The following is a 20,781-nucleotide window of genomic DNA, read 5'->3' as shown; positions in this document are numbered from 1 at the left end:
GAGCGACCTAAGTCGCTCTTTTTCATTATTATTGTGTGCTTGTACTCGTTGTTGTACGGCTTGCACGTTTACGGTCGTTTTCCGTTAATAAGCGTTTACGGATACGGATGGATTGCGGGGTTACTTCCACTAACTCATCGTCATCAATAAACTCTAATGCTTGCTCTAAAGTGAAACGTACCGGTGTGGTTAAAACAATCGCATCGTCTTTACCTGACGCACGAACGTTGGTTAATTTCTTACCTTGTAAACAGTTTACGGTTAAGTCGTTTGAACGGCTGTGAATACCGATAATTTGGCCTTCGTACACATCTACACCGTGATCGATCATTAATTTACCACGCTCTTGTAAGCCGAATAATGCATAAGCAAGGGCTTTACCTGTCGCGTTAGAAATTAACACGCCGTTTTTACGCTGACCGATTTCACCCGGTTTCACGTCATCGTAGTGGCTGAATGTTGAGTAAAGTAAACCTGTACCTGAAGTCATCGTCATAAATTCATTACGGAAACCGATTAAACCACGGCTTGGGATCACATACTCTAAACGGGTACGACCTTTGCCGTCCGGAATCATATCACGCACTTCGCCTTTACGCATACCCAGTGCTTCCATTACTGAACCTTGGTGTTGTTCTTCGATGTCGATGGTAACTTGCTCAAACGGCTCTTGTTTTTTGCCGTTTTCTTCTTTGTAGATTACTTTCGGGCGAGATACCGCTAATTCGTAACCTTCACGACGCATATTTTCGATTAATACCGATAAATGCAATTCGCCACGACCTGATACACGGAATTCGTCCGGGTTCGGGGTTTCTTCCACACGTAATGCCACGTTGTGTACTAATTCTTTGGTTAAACGCTCAAGAATTTGGCGAGATGTTACAAATTTACCTTCTTGACCACAGAATGGCGAGGTGTTTACGCAGAAGAACATTGTTACTGTTGGCTCATCAACAGATAATGCAGGTAAAGCCTCCACCGCATTAATATCACAAATGGTATCTGAAATATTTAATTCACCTAAACCTGTGATAGCGATAATGTCGCCTGCAAAAGCTTCTGTTGCTTCAAAACGTTGTAAACCCAAATGCCCTAACACTTGACCGATACGACCTTGGCGAGTTTTGCCTTCGCTATCTACCACCGTTACCGCTTGGTTTGGTTTAACCGAACCACGTTTGATACGACCGATACCGATAACGCCCACATAGTTGTTGTAGTCTAATTGCGAAATCTGCATTTGGAACGGTGCGTCTAATTCCACTTGTGGCGGCTGAACGTGTTTAACAATCGCTTCGTAAAGCGGGGTCATATCTGCCGCCAACTCTTCGTGTTCTAAGCCGGCAACACCGTTTAAGGCTGATGCGTAGATAATCGGGAAATCTAACTGCTCATCGGTAGCACCTAAGTTCACGAATAAGTCAAACACTTGATCTACTACCCAATCAGGGCGAGCACCCGGGCGGTCAACTTTGTTGATTACCACGATTGGCTTTAAACCGTGAGCGAACGCTTTTTGCGTTACGAAACGGGTTTGTGGCATCGGACCGTCAAAAGCATCAACCACTAACAGCACCGAATCGACCATTGAAAGTACACGCTCAACTTCGCCACCGAAGTCCGCGTGCCCCGGAGTATCTACGATGTTGATGTGGTAACCGTTCCAGTTAATTGCCGTATTTTTCGCAAGAATGGTAATGCCACGCTCTTTTTCAAGATCGTTGGAGTCCATTACACGCTCATCTACATCGCCACGGGTGGCTTCAAAAGTGCCTGATTGTTGTAAAAGTTTATCTACCAGCGTGGTTTTACCGTGGTCAACGTGAGCAATAATTGCGATGTTACGCAATTTATTAATATCTACATTTTGCATTTGAATATCTTTAAGTTAAGTGAAAATAAAAACTCCCGCCCATCAAAACTGGCGAGAGTCTAGAAATTGGAGGTCGAATTATACAGACTTTTTCCGAATTTGGCTACAAAACAAGCGGTGGAATTTGCAAAGTTTTTTGCGAATTTGACCGCTTGCTACGAATAATCCCTCTCCCCAAAAATCGCAGTCCCAATCCGTACCATTGTCGAACCACACTCAATCGCAGCCACCATATCGTCCGACATCCCCATTGAAAGGGTGTCAATACCGTCAAATTCCGTTTGCAAGCGGTTAAAAAGTTGCTGCATTTTGCGAAGGGCGATTTTTTGTTGCTCCGGCTCGCTTTCCGGCTTAGGAATCGCCATTAATCCACGCAATTTCAAATTCGGTAATTGCGAAATCGCTTGGGCAAGTGGCAACATTTCCTCCGGCTGAATGCCCGATTTGGAATTTTCATCGCTGATGTTAATTTGAATCAGCACATTAAGCGGAGCTTTATCCGCTGGGCGTTGCTCGTTTAAACGCTCGGCAATTTTTAATCTATCCACTGTTTGAATCCAATCAAAATGAGTTGCCACTAACTTGGTTTTATTCGATTGCAGCGGTCCGATAAAATGCCATTCCAATTCAGAGCGATTTGCAAAAAATTCAATTTTTTCGACCGCTTCCTGCACGTAATTTTCGCCAAAGGCAAGCTGACCTGCCTCAATTGCCTCTTGAATTGCCGTAACCGGCTTGGTTTTTGACACCGCCAATAATCGGACATTTTCTCGTTGATATTCGCTTGAAATTTGCTGAATTTTTTGATGAATTTGCATTAAATTCGCTGAAATCGACATTTCTGTTCCTTTGTAAACTAAAAGCAAAACGCTATAATGGCAAAATCATACCATATTTGAGGCAAAAAAATGTTAGACCTAACCAAGATTAAATTCGTAATTACCGATGTTGATGGCGTTTTAACCGATGGCGGAATGTACTATACCGACCAAGGCGAGGTGATGAAACGCTTCCACGTTCACGATGGCTTAGGGGTAAAAATGTTGCAAAGTTGCGGCATTAAAGTAGCGGTGCTTTCAGGTGGCGATACCGAACTACTTCGCAAACGCTTAGAGGTGTTGAAAATTGATTTAGCTCTACTCGGCAAAATGGAAAAACGTTCCGCCTGTTTTGAACTGATGGAAAAAGCGGGGGTTACGCCGGAACAAACTGCCTACATAGGGGACGATACCTTAGATTTGCCTGCTTTTGAGGTATGTGGTTTAGCCATCGCCCCTCGCAACGCTCACGATTACATCAAAGCCCAAGCTGATTGGGTGTTAGAAAAAGCCGGTGGTGAGGGGGCATTCCGTGAAGTTGCCGATAAAATCTTGGAGGCTCAAGGCTTTGACGAAATTTTTAAAACCGCTGACGGATTTTTGAAAATTGCGGAAAAAATGGCACAGTAGTCAAAAAAACAAAGGCGGTTAATCCGCCTTTTTCCCTTCAATATAACGCTCGAAATGGTGGATGTATTCGTCTAAATTGGCGGTCAGCATTTCTTTGTATTGTTCAACAAAATAATTAATCACCTCTTCTCTGGAATCGGCAAGTTGTTGCTTATATTCTGCTTTGCTGGCGGCAACATAGGCGTTAAATCGAGCACAGGCAAACAGCATTGCATTGCTCACTTGAGTTGGGGCGATGTTTTGTAAATGGGCGTTGGCTATGTTGATAAAGCCGTCCGCACGTTGGTAAAAAGTTGGGTCGATTTGTTTGTCGGTAATATTAATCATCATATCCTCGTGTTTCATCGTAAAATCCGGTTCGGGTAAATAAATACAAGCGGTGAGATTTGCGTAAAATTTTGCATAAACGCTTGCGTTTGAACGTCAGCTCTGCCGACGACACGAAGTGCGAGCGTAGCGAGTAAAAAAATCACCGCTTGTAGGCTGTTAATCGTCTAATGAAATGGCATCTTTAATTTTTTTCAATGCTGCATTTTCCAACTGGCGAACACGTTCTGCCGAAATGGCGTATTTGTCGGCAAGATCTTGTAAGGTTGCTTTGTTATCATCTAACCAACGGGTTTTGATAATATCTTGGCTGCGTTCGTCCAACGTAGCTAAGGCATAGGCAAGCTGCGCTGTTGCCTGACCACTGTGTTGCTCGTCTTCCAAATCATCGGCAAAATTGGAGCTGCTGTCCTCAATATACATTGAAGGAGCGTAAGTATCTTCATCATCTTCGCCGGCAGGCAAATCAAAGCCGAGATCTTGCCCGGTCATACGAGATTCCATCTCTCGTACTTCTTCCACCGTAACGCCCAAATCATCAGCAACTTTTTTGATCTCTTCTTCGTTAAACCACGCCAAGCGATTTTTATTTTTTCGCAGATTAAAGAACAATTTACGTTGAGCTTTGGTGGTGGCGACTTTCACAATTCGCCAATTTTTCAGTACATATTCGTGGATTTCCGCCTTTACCCAATGCACCGCAAAGGACACCAAACGCACGCCGACATTCGGGTCAAAACGTTTTACCGCTTTCATCAAACCGATATTGCCCTCTTGAATTAAATCCGCCAATGGCAAGCCATAGCCGAGGTAACCTCTGGCAATGTGAATCACAAAACGCATATGCGAGAGAATCAGTTGCTTTGCCGCCTCAACGTCTTCATCGTAATAATAACGCTCGGCAAGCTCTTTTTCTTGCTCGGCGGTGAGAATCGGATATTGATTCGCCATTCGGATATAGCTATCCAAATTGCCTTGTGGCACAGGCATAGAGGCAGACACTAATGCAGGATGCATCGCTTCTACTGTTGAGATTTCATCTTCTTCTATTTCATCAGCATCAATCAGCTCAGCATCTATAATTTCTGCCTCTTCAATCTCACTTTCATCAAATTTTTTCATTCTATCTGTCTCAATCCCTATGCCAATTTCGACATTATAGCAGTGTTATGCTAAATCTTTTATTAGAGGTAAATAAAAAAGTTGAGTTCCAAGTAAAAGTAGTTTTTTCTTTTTAAATTTTATAATGGCTAAGTATCTGCAAAACTTTTTGCAAATCTGACCGCTTTCCGCTAGAATTACCTAACTTTTGGGGCTGATTTTGGATTCGACGGGATTGGCGAAGCCCAAGGTGCACGTCGAGGTGCGGTAGGCCTCGTAAACAAACCGCAAAAAAATAGTCGCAAACGACGAACAATACGCTTTAGCAGCTTAATAACCTGCGTTTAGCCTTATCTCCTCAGCTTCCGCTCGTAAGACGAGGGTTCAGATAAGTCATCCAAAACGAGATCGTGTGGACGCCGCCGCTTTAGGATCGAAACACTAAATTCAATAAAGCTAGTTTATTCATTGCGTGTCTGTCCGCTGTGGATAAGCGAAATTAAAGACTAGACTAAACGTGTAGTACTGAAGGTAGAGAAATTTCGGACGGGGGTTCAAATCCCCCCAGCTCCACCAAAATATAAAGCCTTAACCTATTAAAGTTAAGGCTTTTTATTATTCAACACCACCCTACAAGATGGGTTCAGATTAGAGATTATTTGCTCTAATAATTACTTATGAAAACGTCTTTGTAATTATACCAATAAACTATAGATAAATATGGATAATAAGATTATTAAAACTCTTGAAAAAGGTTTAGAGAGTAAATCACCTGAAATACAGAAAGCAACATCAACTATAGTTGACACATTAAATACTGTACTTTTACCACTCGCTATACTTAACGAGGGAAGAAAAAAAGTAGAAACATATTTTAAAAAGGACTTTAAAAGAGAACTTGAGGAAAAAATTGATAAAATTCCCATAGAAAATCAGCAAGAACCTAAACACAACATTGCTCGACAAGCACTCCGTGGTATAAGTGATACATTAGATCAACCAGCACTAAAAGATGCATTTTTAAATACATTAGCAAAATCATTTGATGATCGCCAAGATGACAGCTTATTTCTTGCTTATTTAGACACTATTCAACAATTAGGAAGTCAAGGATTATCATTTTTTATAAAATTTGCAGCTAAGTATCAAAATGCAAATTTACCTCATTACCCACCAATTTATTTTTCAGAAAAAAATCAAATTGATTTTTCTTATTCCGCAGTGAAAACAGACATATTAGAAATTCCTAAAAGAGCAATGATAGATAACTGGGTCAGATTAGGCCTAGTTACACTTTCTCCTCAATTTATAACAAAAGCTCCTATTTTGGTGGATAACTCTTTTGTAATGGGTAAAACTTTAAAAAAAGCACTAGAACCACCTGAAATGAGCTTAACTATCTTTGATATTAGACTCACTGATTTTGCATTAGAATTTTTACAAACTGTAGACGAAAACTAATATACCCCCTAGTTCATCAACAAAAAAGCCTTAACTTATTGAAAGTTAAGGCTTTTTCATTTGCAAAATGTCAGTAAAATTTAACAGCTTGTCGGCTAAATACCATCACCGTAGCCAGTGACGCTATGTTCATCTTCAAAATATTGGTTCATATCAAACGCCGGTTTTTGTTCTGAGGATTTACCGATAATGCGTGCCGGTACTCCTGCCGCGGTAGCGTGTTCCGGAACAGGTTGTAGTACCACTGAATTTGCCCCGATTTTGGAATAGCGTCCGATTTCAATATTGCCGAGAATTTTCGCCCCCGCACCAATCATCACCCCTTCTCGGATTTTCGGATGGCGATCGCCATTTTCTTTGCCTGTTCCACCTAGTGTTACGCCTTGTAGAATAGAGACATCATTTTCAATCACTGAAGTTTCGCCCACCACAATGCCTGTTGCGTGGTCAAACATAATGCCACAGCCTACTTTGGCGGCTGGGTGAATATCTACATCAAAAGCAACTGAAATTTCGTTTTGTAAATAAACAGCAAGAGCCTTTCTGCCTTGATTCCATAGATAATGAGTTACTCGGTAGCTTTGTAGTGCGTGAAAACCTTTTAGATAAAGCAGTGGAGTACTCCATTTATCTACCGCAGGGTCTCGTGTGCGAACCGCATTAATATCGCAGGCAGCACTTGCAATAATTTGAGGCTCTGCACGGTAAGCTTCTTCTATAATCTCTTTTAGTGCAATGGCTGGCATAATCGGATTTTCTAGCTTATTGGCTAGAATATAGCTTAACGCATCACCTAAATTATGATGCTTTAAGATGGTTGCGTGGAAAAAACTCGCCAGCATTGGTTCACTGTTGGCAAGCTCTTTTGCTTCTTCTCTAATAGATTGCCAAATCTGATCAATTTCGTTTTGCTGCATATTATTCTCCCTTTCGCTCACGTCCTAATAATGTTTTAACTACATCTAGAGCATTTTTTCCCTCAAATAACATTTGGTAGATCTGCTCTACTATCGGCATTTCAACACCTTGTTTTTGAGCGAGCAAGTAGGCTTCTTTGGTATTGTAAAAACCTTCTACGACTTGCCCGATTTCTTGAATAGCAATTTCAGGCGATTTCCCTTGCCCCAAAGCTAAGCCAAAACGACGATTACGGGATTGGTTATCGGTGCAGGTTAGCACTAAATCTCCTAAACCTGCCATTCCGGTGAAGGTTTTTGGATCAGCCCCGAGTGATACTCCCAAACGGCTAATTTCAGCAAGCCCACGAGTAATTAAGGCAGTGCGTGCATTTGCCCCAAAGCCCATTCCATCTGAAATACCAGCACCAATCGCAATCACATTTTTAATTGCTCCGCCTAGTTGCACGCCGACAATATCATTATTGAGGTAAACACGAAAAGCCTTTGAACAGTGAATACGTTGTTGCATTTCATCAGCAAATACAGGATCGGTAGAGGCAAGTGAAATAGCGGTTGGTAAACCTGCAGCAAGTTCTTTTGCAAAAGTTGGACCAGAAAGCACCGCTAGTGGGTAAGAGTCTCCCAAAATTTCTTGCGTTACTGTTTGCAATAACCGCCCGGTATCTCGCTCAAGCCCTTTAGTTGCCCACATAATACGATGATCTTTAGATAAAAGAGGCTTAATCTGCACTAAGACATCAGAGAATACGTGGCTCGGCACAACAATGAGCAAATCTTTAACATTTTGCAATGCTGTTGATAAATCTGAAACCACTTCCAACGCCTCAGGAAAAACAATATCCGGCAAAAAGTCTTGATTCATTCGAGCCTTAGCAAGCTCTGCCATTTTTGCCGGATTATGCCCCCATAAATAGGTTTTATGACCATTGCGAGAAAGGGCAATTGCTAGTGCCGTACCGTAAGAGCCAGCTCCTAATACGGCGATTGGTGCGGAATAAACTTCTCTCATATATCTTCTCAAATCATTTGCAAAAAAATCATTAAAAACAACCGCTTGTAGATAAAAAAATAGGTATGCAGTGCATACCTATTTCTCTGAAATGCTTAGTTAGCTAATGGCTGCTCTGCACTTTCTTCTTGTTCTTGACGCTGGAGGTAGTCCATAAATAACGCATCAAAATTTACCGGAGAAAGATTTAACGCAGGGAATGTACCGCGATTTACCAGGCTTGAAATTAACTCACGTGCATAAGGGTAAAGTACATTCGGACATTGCGATGCTAAGCAGTGAGCAAGCTGAATACCTTCTAAGCCTTTAATGGTAAACACGCCGGCTTGTTTTACCTCACAAATAAATGCCACATCACCACTATCTTCTAACGTGGTTTGAACAGTGATATGTAATGTTACTTCATATAAATCTTCGCCAATCTCTTTGGTTTCAGTATCAAGTTCAAAACCTAATTGTGGTTTCCACTCTTGATGGAAAATAGTCGGCAAATTAGGAGCTTCAAATGAAACATCTTTCACATAAATACGTTGAATTTGAAGCTCGAAAGGAGTTTGAGCAGCTTCTTCTGTTGAAGAGACTTGATTTTCTTCTGACATAAAATTTCCTTAATAAATAGATTATTTATGTTTCTTAACTGTTGGTAGGCCTGCTGCACGCCAGCCGGCAATACCTTCTTTCAATACATAAAGCTTGCTAAAACCTTGTTTAGCAATAGCATCAGCAACACCGCCTGAAGTAAAACCATTAATATCGACTAAAATTACAGGGCGATCTTTATATTTGTCAATTTGATTCGTTTTGCCTGCTTTTAATTCTGAAGGTAAAACGTGAATACTATCAATAATATGACCTGCTCGAAACTCTTCGTCCGAACGTAAATCAATCACCGCAGCGTCTTCTTTATTAATAAGCTGAGTGGCTTGTGCGTTATCCACAATAGTATATTTACGGGTTGCGTTTTTATAAAAACTGAAAATTACTGCAACAAATAAAGCTACCCACGCAAACACCATAATAGTATGGTTTGCGAAAAATTGCTGTAACTGCTGAGCAAAAGTAAGCTGTTCCATAATTTAATTCCCTTAAAATTGAAAAATAAGCGGCTTTTTTGACCGCTTGTAAAAGCAATAAAAGGTGGACATAAGCCCACCTTAAGGAAATTATTGAGCTTGTTGCGACATTACTTCGTCAAATGACATTGCTTTTTCAGTTACTTTCGCTTTCGCTAATACTGCATCAACAGCTTGCTCTTCTAACACAACATTACGAATATTTTCCGTTAATTGACGATTTTTCGCATAGTGAGCAACTACTTCTGCCGGTTGTTCGTAAGCTGATGCGATATCTGCAATCATATCTTCAACACGTTTTTCATCTACTTTCAATTCGTTAGATGCGATTACTGAAGAAAGTAATAAACCTACTTGAACACGACGTTTCGCTTCTGCTTCAAACAACTCAGCCGGTAATTGTGCTGCCATTTCCGGTTTACCACCGAAACGTTGAACTGCTTGTTGGCGTAACACGTTCACTTCTTCTTCAACTGCAGCAGCAGGCACTTCAACATCGTTTTGTGCGATTAAGCCATTGATTACTTGTGTTTTAACGCGTGAAGTTACTGCATTTTTCAGCTCACGTTGCATATTTTTCTTGATTTCTGCACGTAATTCTTCAACTGATTTTGCATTACCGAATTTTTTCACAAACTCTTCTGTTAATTCAGGCAATACCATTTCTTCTACTTTTTTCAAGGTAATTGCAAATTTTGCTGCTTTACCTTTTAAGTTTTCAGCGTGATATTCTTCCGGGAAAGTTACATCAATATCAAATTGCTCACCTGCTTTGCGACCGACGATACCATCTTCAAAGCCTGGGATCATACGACCTTGCCCCATAAATAATACGAAGTCAGATGCTTTACCGCCTTCAAACTCTTCGCCATCTACAGAACCAACGAAATCAATTGTTACGCGTGATTCAGCTTTTGCAGCCTCTTGGCTTTCTGTCCAAGTTGCTTGTTGCTTGCGTAACACATCAACCATTTTGTCTAAATCTGCATCAGAAATTTCTACTACTGGTTTTTCAACTTCAATATTTTCTAAACCTTTTAATTCCACTTCTGGGAATACTTCAAATTCAGCTGTGAAGCTAAAATCTTGACCAGGTTGGTAGTTGTTTGGTGTGAAAGTCGGGCGACCTGCTAAATTAATTTTTTCTGCAATTACCGCTTCAAAAAATGCACGTTGCATTTCATCAGATAATACATCTTGACGAGCAGCGATACCGAAACGTTGTTCGATGATTGAATGAGGTACTTTACCTTTACGGAAACCATCTACGCGTGCGTTTTTCGCATAGCCTTTTAATTGTTCTTTGTATGCTGCTTCGATTTTGTCAGCTGGTACGTTAATAGTTACGCGGCGTTGTAAGCCTTCTAATGTTTCAATTGAAAATGACATTCTTAAACCTCGGTTTAGGGATATAAAAGATATACAAATAGACGGCTATTGTAGCGATCTATCGAGAAGCTGTCGAGAAGAAAGTCATTGAGAGGTAGAGAAAATAGAACTGTTTCTGCAAAAAAATCAGAAAATTTAACCGCTTGTAAATGTTACTTTCTACAAGCGGTCTTTTTTAAGATATGTCATACATATATAAAAAATCCTCGCTAATAATGTTAGCGAGGATTTTTAACAAAATTAATCTAATTAATTTTTATTAGTATCATCCGTTAATCTATCACCACTGATAACGTAAACCAACACGGCCACTATAACTTTCACGGCTACCACGAGAACTAAATACTCTGTGTTTTCCCCCTAATGCATGACTATATTTAATATCGCCATATAATGTTAACGTCTTCGCTACATTTAACGGAACAGTACTTCCTAAACTTACCTCAAATTGACTACGGGTATAACGCTCTTCTAATGAAGTTGTTCCAATTCTCACAGAAGCTTTTGCTGGCGTTAAATCTTGAACTATATTAGTTGCTAAATACAGATAATCATTTGTTAAACGTAAACCTAAACGTCCCTGCATTGTTAAATAATCTCCGCCACTCACGTTATGAATACCATCATAGAAGCTATTTAAATGGGTATATTGTGCTTTCAATTGTACTTGAGGCTCAACTTTCCATTTTTCCATTATCGGGTAAGCTTTACCCATTTCAATACTTAATCCAGCACCTATCCCTGTTTGGCGTAACACTTTTTTACCATAGTATTTATTTTCTAGTCTTGATAAGTTAGCCACAATATCTAAATAACTGTTATCATTGCCATAAAAAGTTCTATAAGCACCTAAAGAGAACATTTTACTTTTTCCAGAACTGGTGTGTTTATTATCAATAACACGACCATTTTCCGCACGATATTTGTCATAAAAATCGTTATTTGACCAGCTATAACTCAGCATTAAACCGTGTCGAGCATATCCTGAATCAGATTCAGTAATTGCAATATCTTGCCCTACTTGAACTAAACGCTGATCAGCTTCAAAACCAAAACGATGTTTACCTTGAGTAAGGTTTTTATTAAATCCTACTCTCCCCCAACTATTTAAGATACGAGTATCTGCATTTTGTGGAGCTCTTTCACCCACTCGCTCATATAAACGACCAAGTTGCTCAATTCCCATCTCTTGGTTTATCCAATTAGTTTGGAGATAACCTGAGGTAGTTGCTTTATAAATAGCATATTTAGGTTGGGGTTGCGGCTCAGGTTGAGGCTGCGGCTCAGGCTTAGGTTGAGGCTGTGGCTCAGGTTGAGGTTGCGGCTCAGGTTGAGGTTGCGGCTCAGGTTGAGGTTGCGGCTCAGGTTGAGGTTGCGGCTCAGGTTGAGGCTTCGGCTCAGGTTGAGGCTGCGGCTCAGGTTGAGGCTGCGGCTCAGGTTGAGGTTGCGGCTCAGGTTGAGGTTGCGGCTCAGGTTGAGGTTGCGGCTCAGGTTGAGGCTGTGGCTCAGGTTGAGGCTGCGGCTCAGGTTGAGGTTGCGGCTCAGGTTGAGGCTGTGGCTCAGGTTGAGGCTGTGGCTCAGGTTGAGGCTGTGGCTCAGGTTGAGGCTGCGGCTCAGGTTGAGGCTGCGGCTCAGGTTGAGGCTGCGGCTCAGGTTGAGGTTGCGGCTCAGGCTGAGGTTGTGGCTCAGGCTGAGGTTGTGGCTCAGGCTGAGGTTGTGGCTCAGGCTGAGGTTGTGGCTGTGGCTGAGGCTCAGGCTGTGGTTGCGGTTCAGGCTCTGGTGGCAATGCATCTAAAACCCAAGTATATTCAGCAAAGCCCGTAGTGGGATTAATGCGGCGAGCAATTTGAGCTTCTTCCGCACCTTGAGTATTTGCTTTACCGGTAAACACATTATTACCATTATCACCTTTCTCAATGATAACTATAGGATTCTGCCAATTTCCATTTTTCTCAACTTTTTCACGAAGAACATCACCAGAAATACGATCTTTTACTTCAATATTTGTGTTACCTAATGCATTTCCTCTAATAATAAGTTGATCATTTTGCTGCACATCAGGATTATTCCATTCGCTATCCACAATTAATTTAGCATTTTGTTCACCAATGTAATTACCATTTAAGGCAAGTTTATTGTTTGGCTTACTGTCGCCCTTATTTAAATCAATAATGCCATTATTAACAATTTTATCATAACCTATCCAAGTCCAAACAGAATTGAATGATGGAGTTAAAGTAACAATACCATTATTAGTGAGGATATTTCCATTAGTTTTCGTAGGTCTCGCAAGCGGACCAACCTCCTTACCATTATTTAGTTCTAGACCATTTGTTAAATTTAAATGTCCTTCACGTCCAATATTAATATTATGCCAATTTATGATTTCCGTACCTGCTTGCTCCTTGCCTCCCCACATCGTATAAGCATCTATTTTTTGGTTCAAATTCAATACATTAACTACATCAGAAACTTCATCATATGTAGGAGCGCTAGTAAATCTAGAATCACCATTTAGTATTTTCAGTTTACTTATATCTGTATTAGATAAGGTAACCTCATCACTCCCATCATTCATAAAAACATTGCCGATAATTTTACCTGAGCTAGAAATTAAATGATCCTTACCACTACTACCGTAAATATTTCCATCAATTGTACCTGTATTTTCTAGTAGCGTTTCTTGCAAAGAAGCAAAATTAACAGCAGTAGGAGCATGAATAGTTCCTTCATTTAAGAGCGTGGCACTTTGCCCGTTTTTTAAGCTAACTGCTATAGTCTTCGCAGAAATAAGTGAATTACTGCCCAGATTTTTAATCTCATAAACCGTATCTTTACTTCCGTTTACTATAATAGCATTTTCATTGTAACCCGAACCGGTTGTGCTAATTTCACCGGTATTCACTACAGAAAAGCGATCTGTTACCGTCGTCCATTGATAATCAATACTGCTAGTAGGTCGGCTTCCAGAAGAAATTAATTTACCACTATTTTCTATTTCAATAGATTGAATTGGTTTCCCATTTGAAAAGGCTTTATAATCAGGGCTATCTAAGTGAGCAGAATTACGTAATACCAGATGTTTAGCGGAGCCTAAATTAAGACTTTTACGATATGGTCCCTGATCGCCACTTACGATAACTTCTAATGAATCAGCATCAGTATCTTTAATAGTTGTTTTTTTATAGCCATTCTCACCTGTCTCTACAGTTGTGGAGATTTCAGCATAAGTGGGAAGAACATAACATGAAGCAAGAGCTGCAGTAACCAGCTTTGTTGCCAAGGAAAGTTTAAAATTTTTCATACTTAATTTACCTAAGATTGCTATATACAAGTAAAGTGAAGTATACTGCAAAGTATACAAAGTATACAAAGTATACAAAGTATACAAAGTATACAAAGTATACAAAGTATACAAAGTATACAAAGTATACAAAGTATACAAAGTATACAAAGTATACAAACAATAGTTTAACAAAAAAAGCATGCCTTACAGCATGCTTTTAATATTAACTGAATCTAGATCAAATTATTTGATGATTTTCGCTACAACGCCCGCACCTACTGTACGACCACCTTCACGGATAGCAAAGCGTAAACCTTCGTCCATCGCGATTGGGTGAATTAAGCTTACAGTCATTTTGATGTTATCGCCAGGCATTACCATTTCTACGCCTTCTGGTAACTCGATAGTACCTGTTACGTCCGTTGTACGGAAGTAGAACTGTGGACGGTAACCTTTGAAGAATGGAGTATGACGACCACCTTCTTCTTTTGATAATACGTAAACTTCTGATTCGAAGTCTGTGTGTGGAGTGATTGAACCCGGTTTCGCTAATACTTGACCACGTTCGATTTCTTCACGTTTAGTACCACGTAATAATGCACCAACGTTCTCACCCGCACGACCTTCGTCTAATAATTTACGGAACATCTCAACACCGGTTACTGTTGTTTTTGTTGTATCTTTGATACCTACGATTTCAACTTCATCACCAGTACGGATGATACCACGCTCAACACGACCTGTTACTACTGTACCACGACCAGAAATTGAGAATACGTCTTCGATTGGTAATAAGAATGGCTTATCAATCGCACGCTCCGGCTCTGGGATATAAGTATCTAAGTGGTTTGCTAACTCAAGGATTTTCTCTTCCCACTCAGCAACGCCGTTTAATGCTTGTAATGCTGAACCACGTACGATTGGAGTGTCATCGCCCGGGAAGTCGTATTGAGAAAGAAGTTCACGAACTTCCATTTCAACTAATTCTAATAACTCTTCGTCATCAACCATATCGCATTTGTTTAAGAATACGATGATGTATGGAACACCTACTTGGCGACCTAATAAGATGTGCTCACGAGTTTGTGGCATTGGACCGTCTGTTGCTGCTACTACTAAGATAGCACCGTCCATTTGTGCCGCACCGGTAATCATATTTTTAACATAGTCCGCGTGTCCCGGGCAGTCAACGTGTGCGTAGTGGCGAGTTGCTGTATCGTATTCAACGTGTGAAGTGTTGATGGTGATACCACGAGCTTTTTCTTCCGGTGCGTTATCGATTTGGTCGAATGCACGAGCTGCACCACCGAAGTGTTTTGATAATACAGTTGTAATTGCTGCTGTTAAAGTTGTTTTACCATGGTCAACGTGGCCGATTGTACCTACGTTCACGTGCGGTTTTGTACGTTCAAATTTTTCTTTAGACACTTTAATATCTTCCTAAAAAATGAGCCACAGCCCTATTGCTATGGCTCAGGTTAAACAAATTATTTTCTACGAGCTTCAATAATAGCATCAGCAACGTTTTTCGGTGCTTCAGCATATTTTAAAGGTTCCATTGAGTATGATGCACGACCTTGAGTTTGTGAACGTAAGTCTGTTGCATAACCAAACATCTCTGAAAGTGGAACTTCAGCATTGATTTTAACAACGAACTCGTTCGCTTCTTGACCGTTAACCATAGCACGACGGCGACTTAAGTCTCCGATTACATCACCCACGTAGTCTGGTGGAGTTTCCACTTCAACTTTCATAATTGGCTCAAGTAATACCGGGCTTGCTTTTGCAAACGCAGCTTTAAATGCTAATGATGCAGCAAGTTTAAACGCTAACTCAGATGAGTCAACATCGTGGTATGAACCGAAGTGTAAACGCACACCTAAATCAACTACCGGGTAACCCGCTAATGGACCAGATTTAAGTTGCTCTTGGATACCTTTATCAACTGCTGGAATGTATTCACCAGGGATTACACCACCTTTGATTTCGTTCACAAATTCGTAACCCGGACCTTCCGCATCTAATGGGTATAAGTCGATTACAACGTGACCATATTGACCACGACCACCAGATTGTTTTGCGTGTTTACCTTCCACATCGTTAACACGAGTGCGGATAGTTTCACGGTAAGATACTTGTGGTTTACCAATGTTCGCTTCCACTTTGAATTCACGTTTCATACGATCAACGATGATGTCTAAGTGTAACTCACCCATACCAGAGATGATAGTCTCACCAGATTCTTCATCAGTATGAACACGGAATGAAGGGTCTTCTTGTGCTAAACGACCTAACGCTAAGCCCATTTTCTCTTGGTCAGCTTTAGTTTTTGGTTCTACCGCAACAGAGATTACCGGCTCTGGGAATTCCATACGCTCAAGGATGATTGGTGCATCGATTGCACATAATGTATCACCAGTACCAACATCTTTTAAGCCGATTGCAGCTGCGATATCGCCCGCACGAACTTCTTTGATTTCTTCACGTTTGTTTGCGTGCATCTGTACGATACGACCAAAACGTTCACGTTTTTGTTTTACTGAGTTGTAAACAGTATCACCAGAGTTAATTACACCTGAGTAAACACGGAAGAAAGTTAAGTTACCTACGAATGGGTCAGTTGCAATTTTGAATGCTAATGAAGCAAATGGCTCATCATCGCTTGCGTGACGTTCACCTTCAGTTTCATCTTCATTGATACCTTTAATTGCAGGAATATCAGTTGGTGCCGGTAAGTAATCAATTACCGCATCAAGCATTGCTTGAACACCTTTGTTTTTGAATGCAGAACCACAGCATACAGGGATTACTTCACCTGCTAATACGCGTTGACGTAATGCTGCTTTGATTTCTTCTTCGGTTAATTCTTCACCAGAGAAGAATTTTTCCATTAACTCTTCAGATGCTTCAGCTGCAGCTTCAACTAACATTGCACGACGCTCTTCACAAGCATCTAACATATCTGCTGGAATATCTTCATAAGTAAATGTCATACCTTGATCGGCTTCATTCCAGTTGATTGCTTTCATTTTAATTAAATCAACAACACCTTTGAAGTTTTCTTCAGCACCGATTGGAAGTTGTAATGCGATTGAGTTACCACCTAAACGAGTTTTGATTTGGTCAACAACACGTAGGAAGTTAGCACCGGTACGGTCCATTTTGTTTACGAACGCAATACGTGGAACTTGGTATTTATTTGCTTGACGCCATACAGTTTCAGATTGTGGTTGAACACCACCTACTGCACAGTAAACCATTACCGCACCATCAAGAACACGCATTGAGCGTTCTACTTCGATAGTAAAGTCAACGTGTCCCGGAGTATCGATAACGTTGATACGGTGTTGTGGATACTGTTTAGACATACCTGACCAGAATGCAGTTGTTGCAGCAGAAGTAATAGTAATACCACGTTCTTGTTCCTGTTCCATCCAGTCCATTGTTGCAGCACCATCGTGAACTTCACCTAACTTGTGGCTAACACCTGTATAGAAAAGGATACGTTCAGAAGTCGTTGTTTTACCCGCGTCGATGTGTGCACTGATACCGATGTTACGGTATCTTTCAATAGGGGTTTGACGAGCCATTTATTTCTTACCTTTTGGGTTTAAATTGAAATTCTTAATAAGGGTAAGGCTTCATCGCAGATTTGGATGAAGCCTTGAAAAAGTTTGCTTAAACGATTACCAACGGAAGTGAGCAAACGCTTTGTTAGCTTCAGCCATACGGTGAACGTCTTCACGTTTTTTCACTGCTGAGCCTTTGTTGTCTGCCGCATCTGATAATTCGTTAGCTAAACGTAATGCCATTGATTTGTCACCACGTTTGCGAGCTGCTTCTACAATCCAACGCATAGCTAAAGCGTTACGACGAGTTGGGCGAACTTCTACCGGCACTTGGTAAGTAGAACCACCCACACGGCGAGATTTAACCTCAACAGTTGGACGTACGTTATCTAATGCGATTTCGAATGCTTCTAACGCTTCTTTACCAGAACGTTGTGCTAAAGCTTCTAATGCACCGTAAACGATTTTTTCTGCAGTAGATTTTTTACCATCTACCATTAAAACGTTAATAAATTTTGCAAGTAATTCTGAACCGAACTTCGGATCTGGAAGAATTTTGCGTGGTTCAATACTACGACGACGTGGCATTGGAAATTTCTCCGTATATTAAATCTTCAGGATATCCAAAACTCATCTAATGTGCCTAAGGCATATTGACTGGAGTTTATGGTTTAAATATTAAAATTTAGACGTTTGGCCTTACTCAACGGAGAACCATTAAGATTTAGGACGTTTAACGCCGTATTTAGAACGACCTTGTTTACGATCTTTAACGCCAGCACAGTCTAATGCACCGCGTACAGTGTGGTAACGCACACCCGGTAAGTCTTTAACACGACCGCCACGGATTAATACAACGCTGTGTTCTTGAAGGTTATGACCCTCACCACCGATGTATGAAGTTACTTCAAAGCCATTTGTTAAACGAATACGACATACTTTACGTAATGCTGAGTTCGGTTTTTTAGGTGTAGTAGTGTATACACGAGTACACACGCCACGTTTCTGCGGGCAAGCCTCTAATGCAGGAACGTTGCTTTTTACAACCTTTTTCACACGCGGTTTGCGTACTAATTGGTTGATAGTTGCCATTAAAAAAGCTCCAGTTAAAATTATTAAAAATAAAATTAAAAATATCCTTTCACACGAAAGGACGGTAAATTTTAAATTGGTTACGGATAAAAGTCAAGCACAGTAAAAGATTAACAATGATTATTTGTTAATCAACGGCATTAATTTTTCTAGTACTTGTAAAGGTTTAATATTTTCCATTTTATCGGCTTTTAGATAATATTGATTTTGACCGTAAGCTCCGATTAATTTAGGATCGGTTGCTCCGTATAAAATCACATTGGGTTTGTCTAAAGCTGCCGCCAAATGACTTAACCCTGTATCCACCGACACTACCGCTTTAGCTCCCACAATCTGCGTTGCTAATTCTGTTAATCCCATTTTAGGGAGAACCACAACATTACCCATCACCTTAGCTAAACGTTCCGCTCGTTCTTTTTCAGTTTGATTCCCCCAAGCTAACCGCACTTCAATATTTTGCTTAGCAAGCTCTTTTACAATATCCGCCCAATACTCCTCTCTCCAATGTTTATCCGCACGAGTTGTCGCGTGAATGAGCATAACGTAAGCGGTCTTTTTCGACTGATTTTTTGCAAAATATTGTGCAATGCAGTAATTACCTTGTGCCTCAGGCAAGGTATAACCTAATGATTTTGCACATAATTTTCTAATTCGCTCTACTGCGTGCTGTTGGTAAGGAATAGCAAATTTTTCATCATAAAATAGGCTACTCAGCCCTTCACGAGCTGAGTTTTTGTCATAGCCAAACTTTTTACCGTAGGCTTGGCGAGTAACTAGCACAGCACTTTTGATAAGCCCTTGAGCATCAATCACAGCATCATATTGCTCACTTTTCAGTTCTTGCAAAAAATGTTGCCACTCTATCCAAGTAGAACGCTTACATAAATTTTTTCGCCAACGACGAATGGCGACAGGAATAATTTTATTAACAATAGGATGCCAAGTCGGAATTTCAGCAAAATTTTCTTCAACAACCCAATCTACACTCAAATTAGGAATTGTATTTTGCATATCAGTTAAGGCAGGCAAAGTGTGTAATACGTCGCCCATTGAGGAGGTTTTTACAATTAGAACTTTCATTTTGATAAATAACAAGCGGTGATTTTTACAAAAAAATTTACAAAAACGACCGCTTGTAGTGAGTTTATGCTAATAATGCTTGGAGTTTTCCTATTACCATTTGCGGCTCAATATCAATCAAACTTTGATGATACCCTTCTGCTCCATCGCCTTTGCGGATTTTAATTAACCCACCTTCAATCAAGCGGATAATCACCGCATTTTTAGCCAGTGGCGGCGTATATTGTGGGCTGGTTGGACCGTAGAGGGCAACCAACGGTTTATTTAGGGCAGCAGCAATATGCATCAACCCCGAATCGTTACTCACAACCGCTTGGCAATCGGCAATTAAATCTACCGCTTGGTTTAAATCCGTTTGCCCGGCTAAATTTAAGCAATAACGTTGTAAGTTTTCAGGTAGAGATAAGCGGATTTGTTCACCAGCTTCTTCATCTTTTTTTGAGCCAAATAAACGCACAGAATAGCCTTGTTCAATCAACATTTTAGCAAGTGCTGCATAGTGGTAATGTGGCCAGCGTTTGGCAGGCCCAAATTCCGCACCTGGACAAAAGCCAATAGCTGGACGATTTTCCGCATAACTTAATTGCTTCTCAAATTTTGCTTTGGTTTGCTCAATTTCTTGACTATCGGTTTTCAAGTAAGGGTAAGCAATCGGCAATTGTTCAGCGTGAGGAATAGCACCTTGTTCAAAGGCTAACGCAACATAGCGTTGAACCATCATCGGATAATCATTTTTATTTGAGCGAAGATCATTTAAGAAGAAATATCTACTTTCGCCTTTCCAGCCTCGACGTGTTGCAATTTTCGCAAAAAACGGAATAAAGGCAGATTTCAATGAATTTGGTAACACTATTGCCATATCATATTGATTTCTCAATGATTTTCCGAGTTGATAACGCTCACATAGGCGAAATGAACCGTGCCCAATCGGCATTGAAATGGCTTTCCGTACTTCAGGCATTCGAGCTAACAGCGGACGACACCAATCCGGAGCCATTACATCAATTTGACAATTTGGATATTGCACTTTAAGTTGTTGATAGAGTGAATGAGACATCATCATATCCCCCACCCAAGAAGGACCGATAACTAAAATATTCATTTGCAAAATTCTCTTAAAAATCATTAACAATCCTTGTAAGGATTGTTC

At 40.5% G+C, this 20,781-nt stretch carries 18 protein-coding genes and 1 other RNA gene; 3 read left to right on the top strand and 16 right to left on the bottom strand.

What is annotated here, in order from left to right; translation table 11 throughout:
* Positions 1-28 precede the first annotated feature (28 nt).
* Together typA and X781_RS01825 are read right to left on the bottom strand one after the other, a co-directional pair.
* Positions 29-1,876 (bottom strand): translational GTPase TypA, encoded by a 1,848-nt coding sequence (gene typA, locus X781_RS01830; protein WP_025235288.1) that lies wholly within the window; start codon positions 1,874-1,876, stop codon positions 29-31.
* A gap of 155 nt (positions 1,877-2,031) precedes the next feature.
* Entirely contained in the window at positions 2,032-2,715 is a 684-nt protein-coding gene (locus X781_RS01825; RefSeq protein ID WP_025235287.1) for a YggS family pyridoxal phosphate-dependent enzyme, read from the bottom strand.
* 69 nt (positions 2,716-2,784) lie between these two features.
* Between X781_RS01825 and X781_RS01820 the strand changes: the two genes are divergently transcribed.
* Positions 2,785-3,324 carry a KdsC family phosphatase gene (locus X781_RS01820; RefSeq protein WP_025235286.1) on the top strand — a complete coding sequence of 180 codons (540 nt, stop codon included), beginning with the start codon at positions 2,785-2,787 and terminating at the stop codon, positions 3,322-3,324.
* A gap of 18 nt (positions 3,325-3,342) precedes the next feature.
* On the opposite strand, the gene X781_RS01815 is transcribed toward X781_RS01820, so the two are convergent.
* Both X781_RS01815 and rpoH read right to left on the bottom strand, forming a co-directional pair.
* Positions 3,343-3,669, bottom strand: a complete 327-nt coding sequence (locus tag X781_RS01815) for a DUF3144 domain-containing protein (protein ID WP_235068761.1) — start codon at positions 3,667-3,669, stop codon at positions 3,343-3,345.
* Between the two features lie 141 nt (positions 3,670-3,810).
* Positions 3,811-4,773, bottom strand: coding sequence for an RNA polymerase sigma factor RpoH (gene rpoH, locus X781_RS01810; RefSeq protein ID WP_025235284.1), 963 nt, complete (start codon positions 4,771-4,773; stop codon positions 3,811-3,813).
* A gap of 189 nt (positions 4,774-4,962) precedes the next feature.
* On the opposite strand from rpoH, the gene ssrA reads away from it, so the two are divergent.
* Positions 4,963-5,328, top strand: a transfer-messenger RNA (tmRNA) gene (ssrA, locus tag X781_RS11855).
* Between the two features lie 144 nt (positions 5,329-5,472).
* Positions 5,473-6,213: an Abi-alpha family protein gene (locus X781_RS01805; protein ID WP_025235283.1), complete on the top strand. Its 741-nt coding sequence runs from the start codon at positions 5,473-5,475 to the stop codon at positions 6,211-6,213.
* Positions 6,214-6,308: 95 nt separating this feature from the next.
* Here X781_RS01805 and cysE read toward each other — a convergent pair whose 3' ends face one another.
* The 12 genes from cysE to waaF form a co-directional block, all read right to left on the bottom strand.
* Positions 6,309-7,130 carry a serine O-acetyltransferase gene (cysE, locus tag X781_RS01800; RefSeq protein ID WP_025235282.1) on the bottom strand — a complete coding sequence of 274 codons (822 nt, stop codon included), beginning with the start codon at positions 7,128-7,130 and terminating at the stop codon, positions 6,309-6,311.
* Between the two features lies 1 nt (position 7,131).
* Entirely contained in the window at positions 7,132-8,142 is a 1,011-nt protein-coding gene (gpsA, locus tag X781_RS01795) for an NAD(P)H-dependent glycerol-3-phosphate dehydrogenase (protein ID WP_025235281.1), read from the bottom strand.
* A 95-nt stretch (positions 8,143-8,237) separates the two neighbouring features.
* On the bottom strand, positions 8,238-8,741 hold the full coding sequence (secB, locus tag X781_RS01790; RefSeq protein ID WP_025235280.1) for a protein-export chaperone SecB: 504 nt from the start codon (positions 8,739-8,741) through the stop codon (positions 8,238-8,240).
* A gap of 21 nt (positions 8,742-8,762) precedes the next feature.
* Entirely contained in the window at positions 8,763-9,215 is a 453-nt protein-coding gene (locus X781_RS01785; protein ID WP_025235279.1) for a rhodanese-like domain-containing protein, read from the bottom strand.
* A 90-nt stretch (positions 9,216-9,305) separates the two neighbouring features.
* Positions 9,306-10,604 (bottom strand): trigger factor, encoded by a 1,299-nt coding sequence (gene tig / locus X781_RS01780; protein ID WP_025235278.1) that lies wholly within the window; start codon positions 10,602-10,604, stop codon positions 9,306-9,308.
* A gap of 280 nt (positions 10,605-10,884) precedes the next feature.
* The gene (locus X781_RS11775; protein WP_025235277.1) at positions 10,885-13,908 is read right to left on the bottom strand and encodes an autotransporter outer membrane beta-barrel domain-containing protein; all 3,024 of its coding nucleotides are present in this window, start codon (positions 13,906-13,908) and stop codon (positions 10,885-10,887) included.
* A 225-nt stretch (positions 13,909-14,133) separates the two neighbouring features.
* Complete coding sequence (tuf, locus tag X781_RS01770; protein ID WP_025235276.1) at positions 14,134-15,318, bottom strand: elongation factor Tu; 1,185 nt, start codon at positions 15,316-15,318, stop codon at positions 14,134-14,136.
* A gap of 59 nt (positions 15,319-15,377) precedes the next feature.
* Positions 15,378-17,480 (bottom strand): elongation factor G, encoded by a 2,103-nt coding sequence (gene fusA, locus X781_RS01765; protein ID WP_025235275.1) that lies wholly within the window; start codon positions 17,478-17,480, stop codon positions 15,378-15,380.
* Positions 17,481-17,576: 96 nt separating this feature from the next.
* Positions 17,577-18,047, bottom strand: a complete 471-nt coding sequence (gene rpsG, locus X781_RS01760; protein ID WP_025235274.1) for a 30S ribosomal protein S7 — start codon at positions 18,045-18,047, stop codon at positions 17,577-17,579.
* Positions 18,048-18,176: 129 nt separating this feature from the next.
* Positions 18,177-18,551, bottom strand: a complete 375-nt coding sequence (rpsL, locus tag X781_RS01755) for a 30S ribosomal protein S12 (protein ID WP_005708967.1) — start codon at positions 18,549-18,551, stop codon at positions 18,177-18,179.
* 120 nt (positions 18,552-18,671) lie between these two features.
* On the bottom strand, positions 18,672-19,631 hold the full coding sequence (gene rfaC, locus X781_RS01750; protein ID WP_025235273.1) for a lipopolysaccharide heptosyltransferase RfaC: 960 nt from the start codon (positions 19,629-19,631) through the stop codon (positions 18,672-18,674).
* Between the two features lie 64 nt (positions 19,632-19,695).
* A complete protein-coding gene (gene waaF, locus X781_RS01745) occupies positions 19,696-20,733 on the bottom strand; it encodes a lipopolysaccharide heptosyltransferase II (protein ID WP_038644082.1) in 1,038 nt (345 codons plus the stop codon).
* Between the last annotated feature and the right edge of the window lie 48 nt (positions 20,734-20,781).

The sequence above is a fragment of the Mannheimia sp. USDA-ARS-USMARC-1261 genome, assembly GCF_000521605.1.
GTDB classification, from domain to species: Bacteria; Pseudomonadota; Gammaproteobacteria; order Enterobacterales; family Pasteurellaceae; genus Mannheimia; species Mannheimia indoligenes.
The sequence above is the reverse complement of the archived record's forward strand: the minus strand, read 5'-3'. Positions and strand labels throughout refer to the sequence as shown.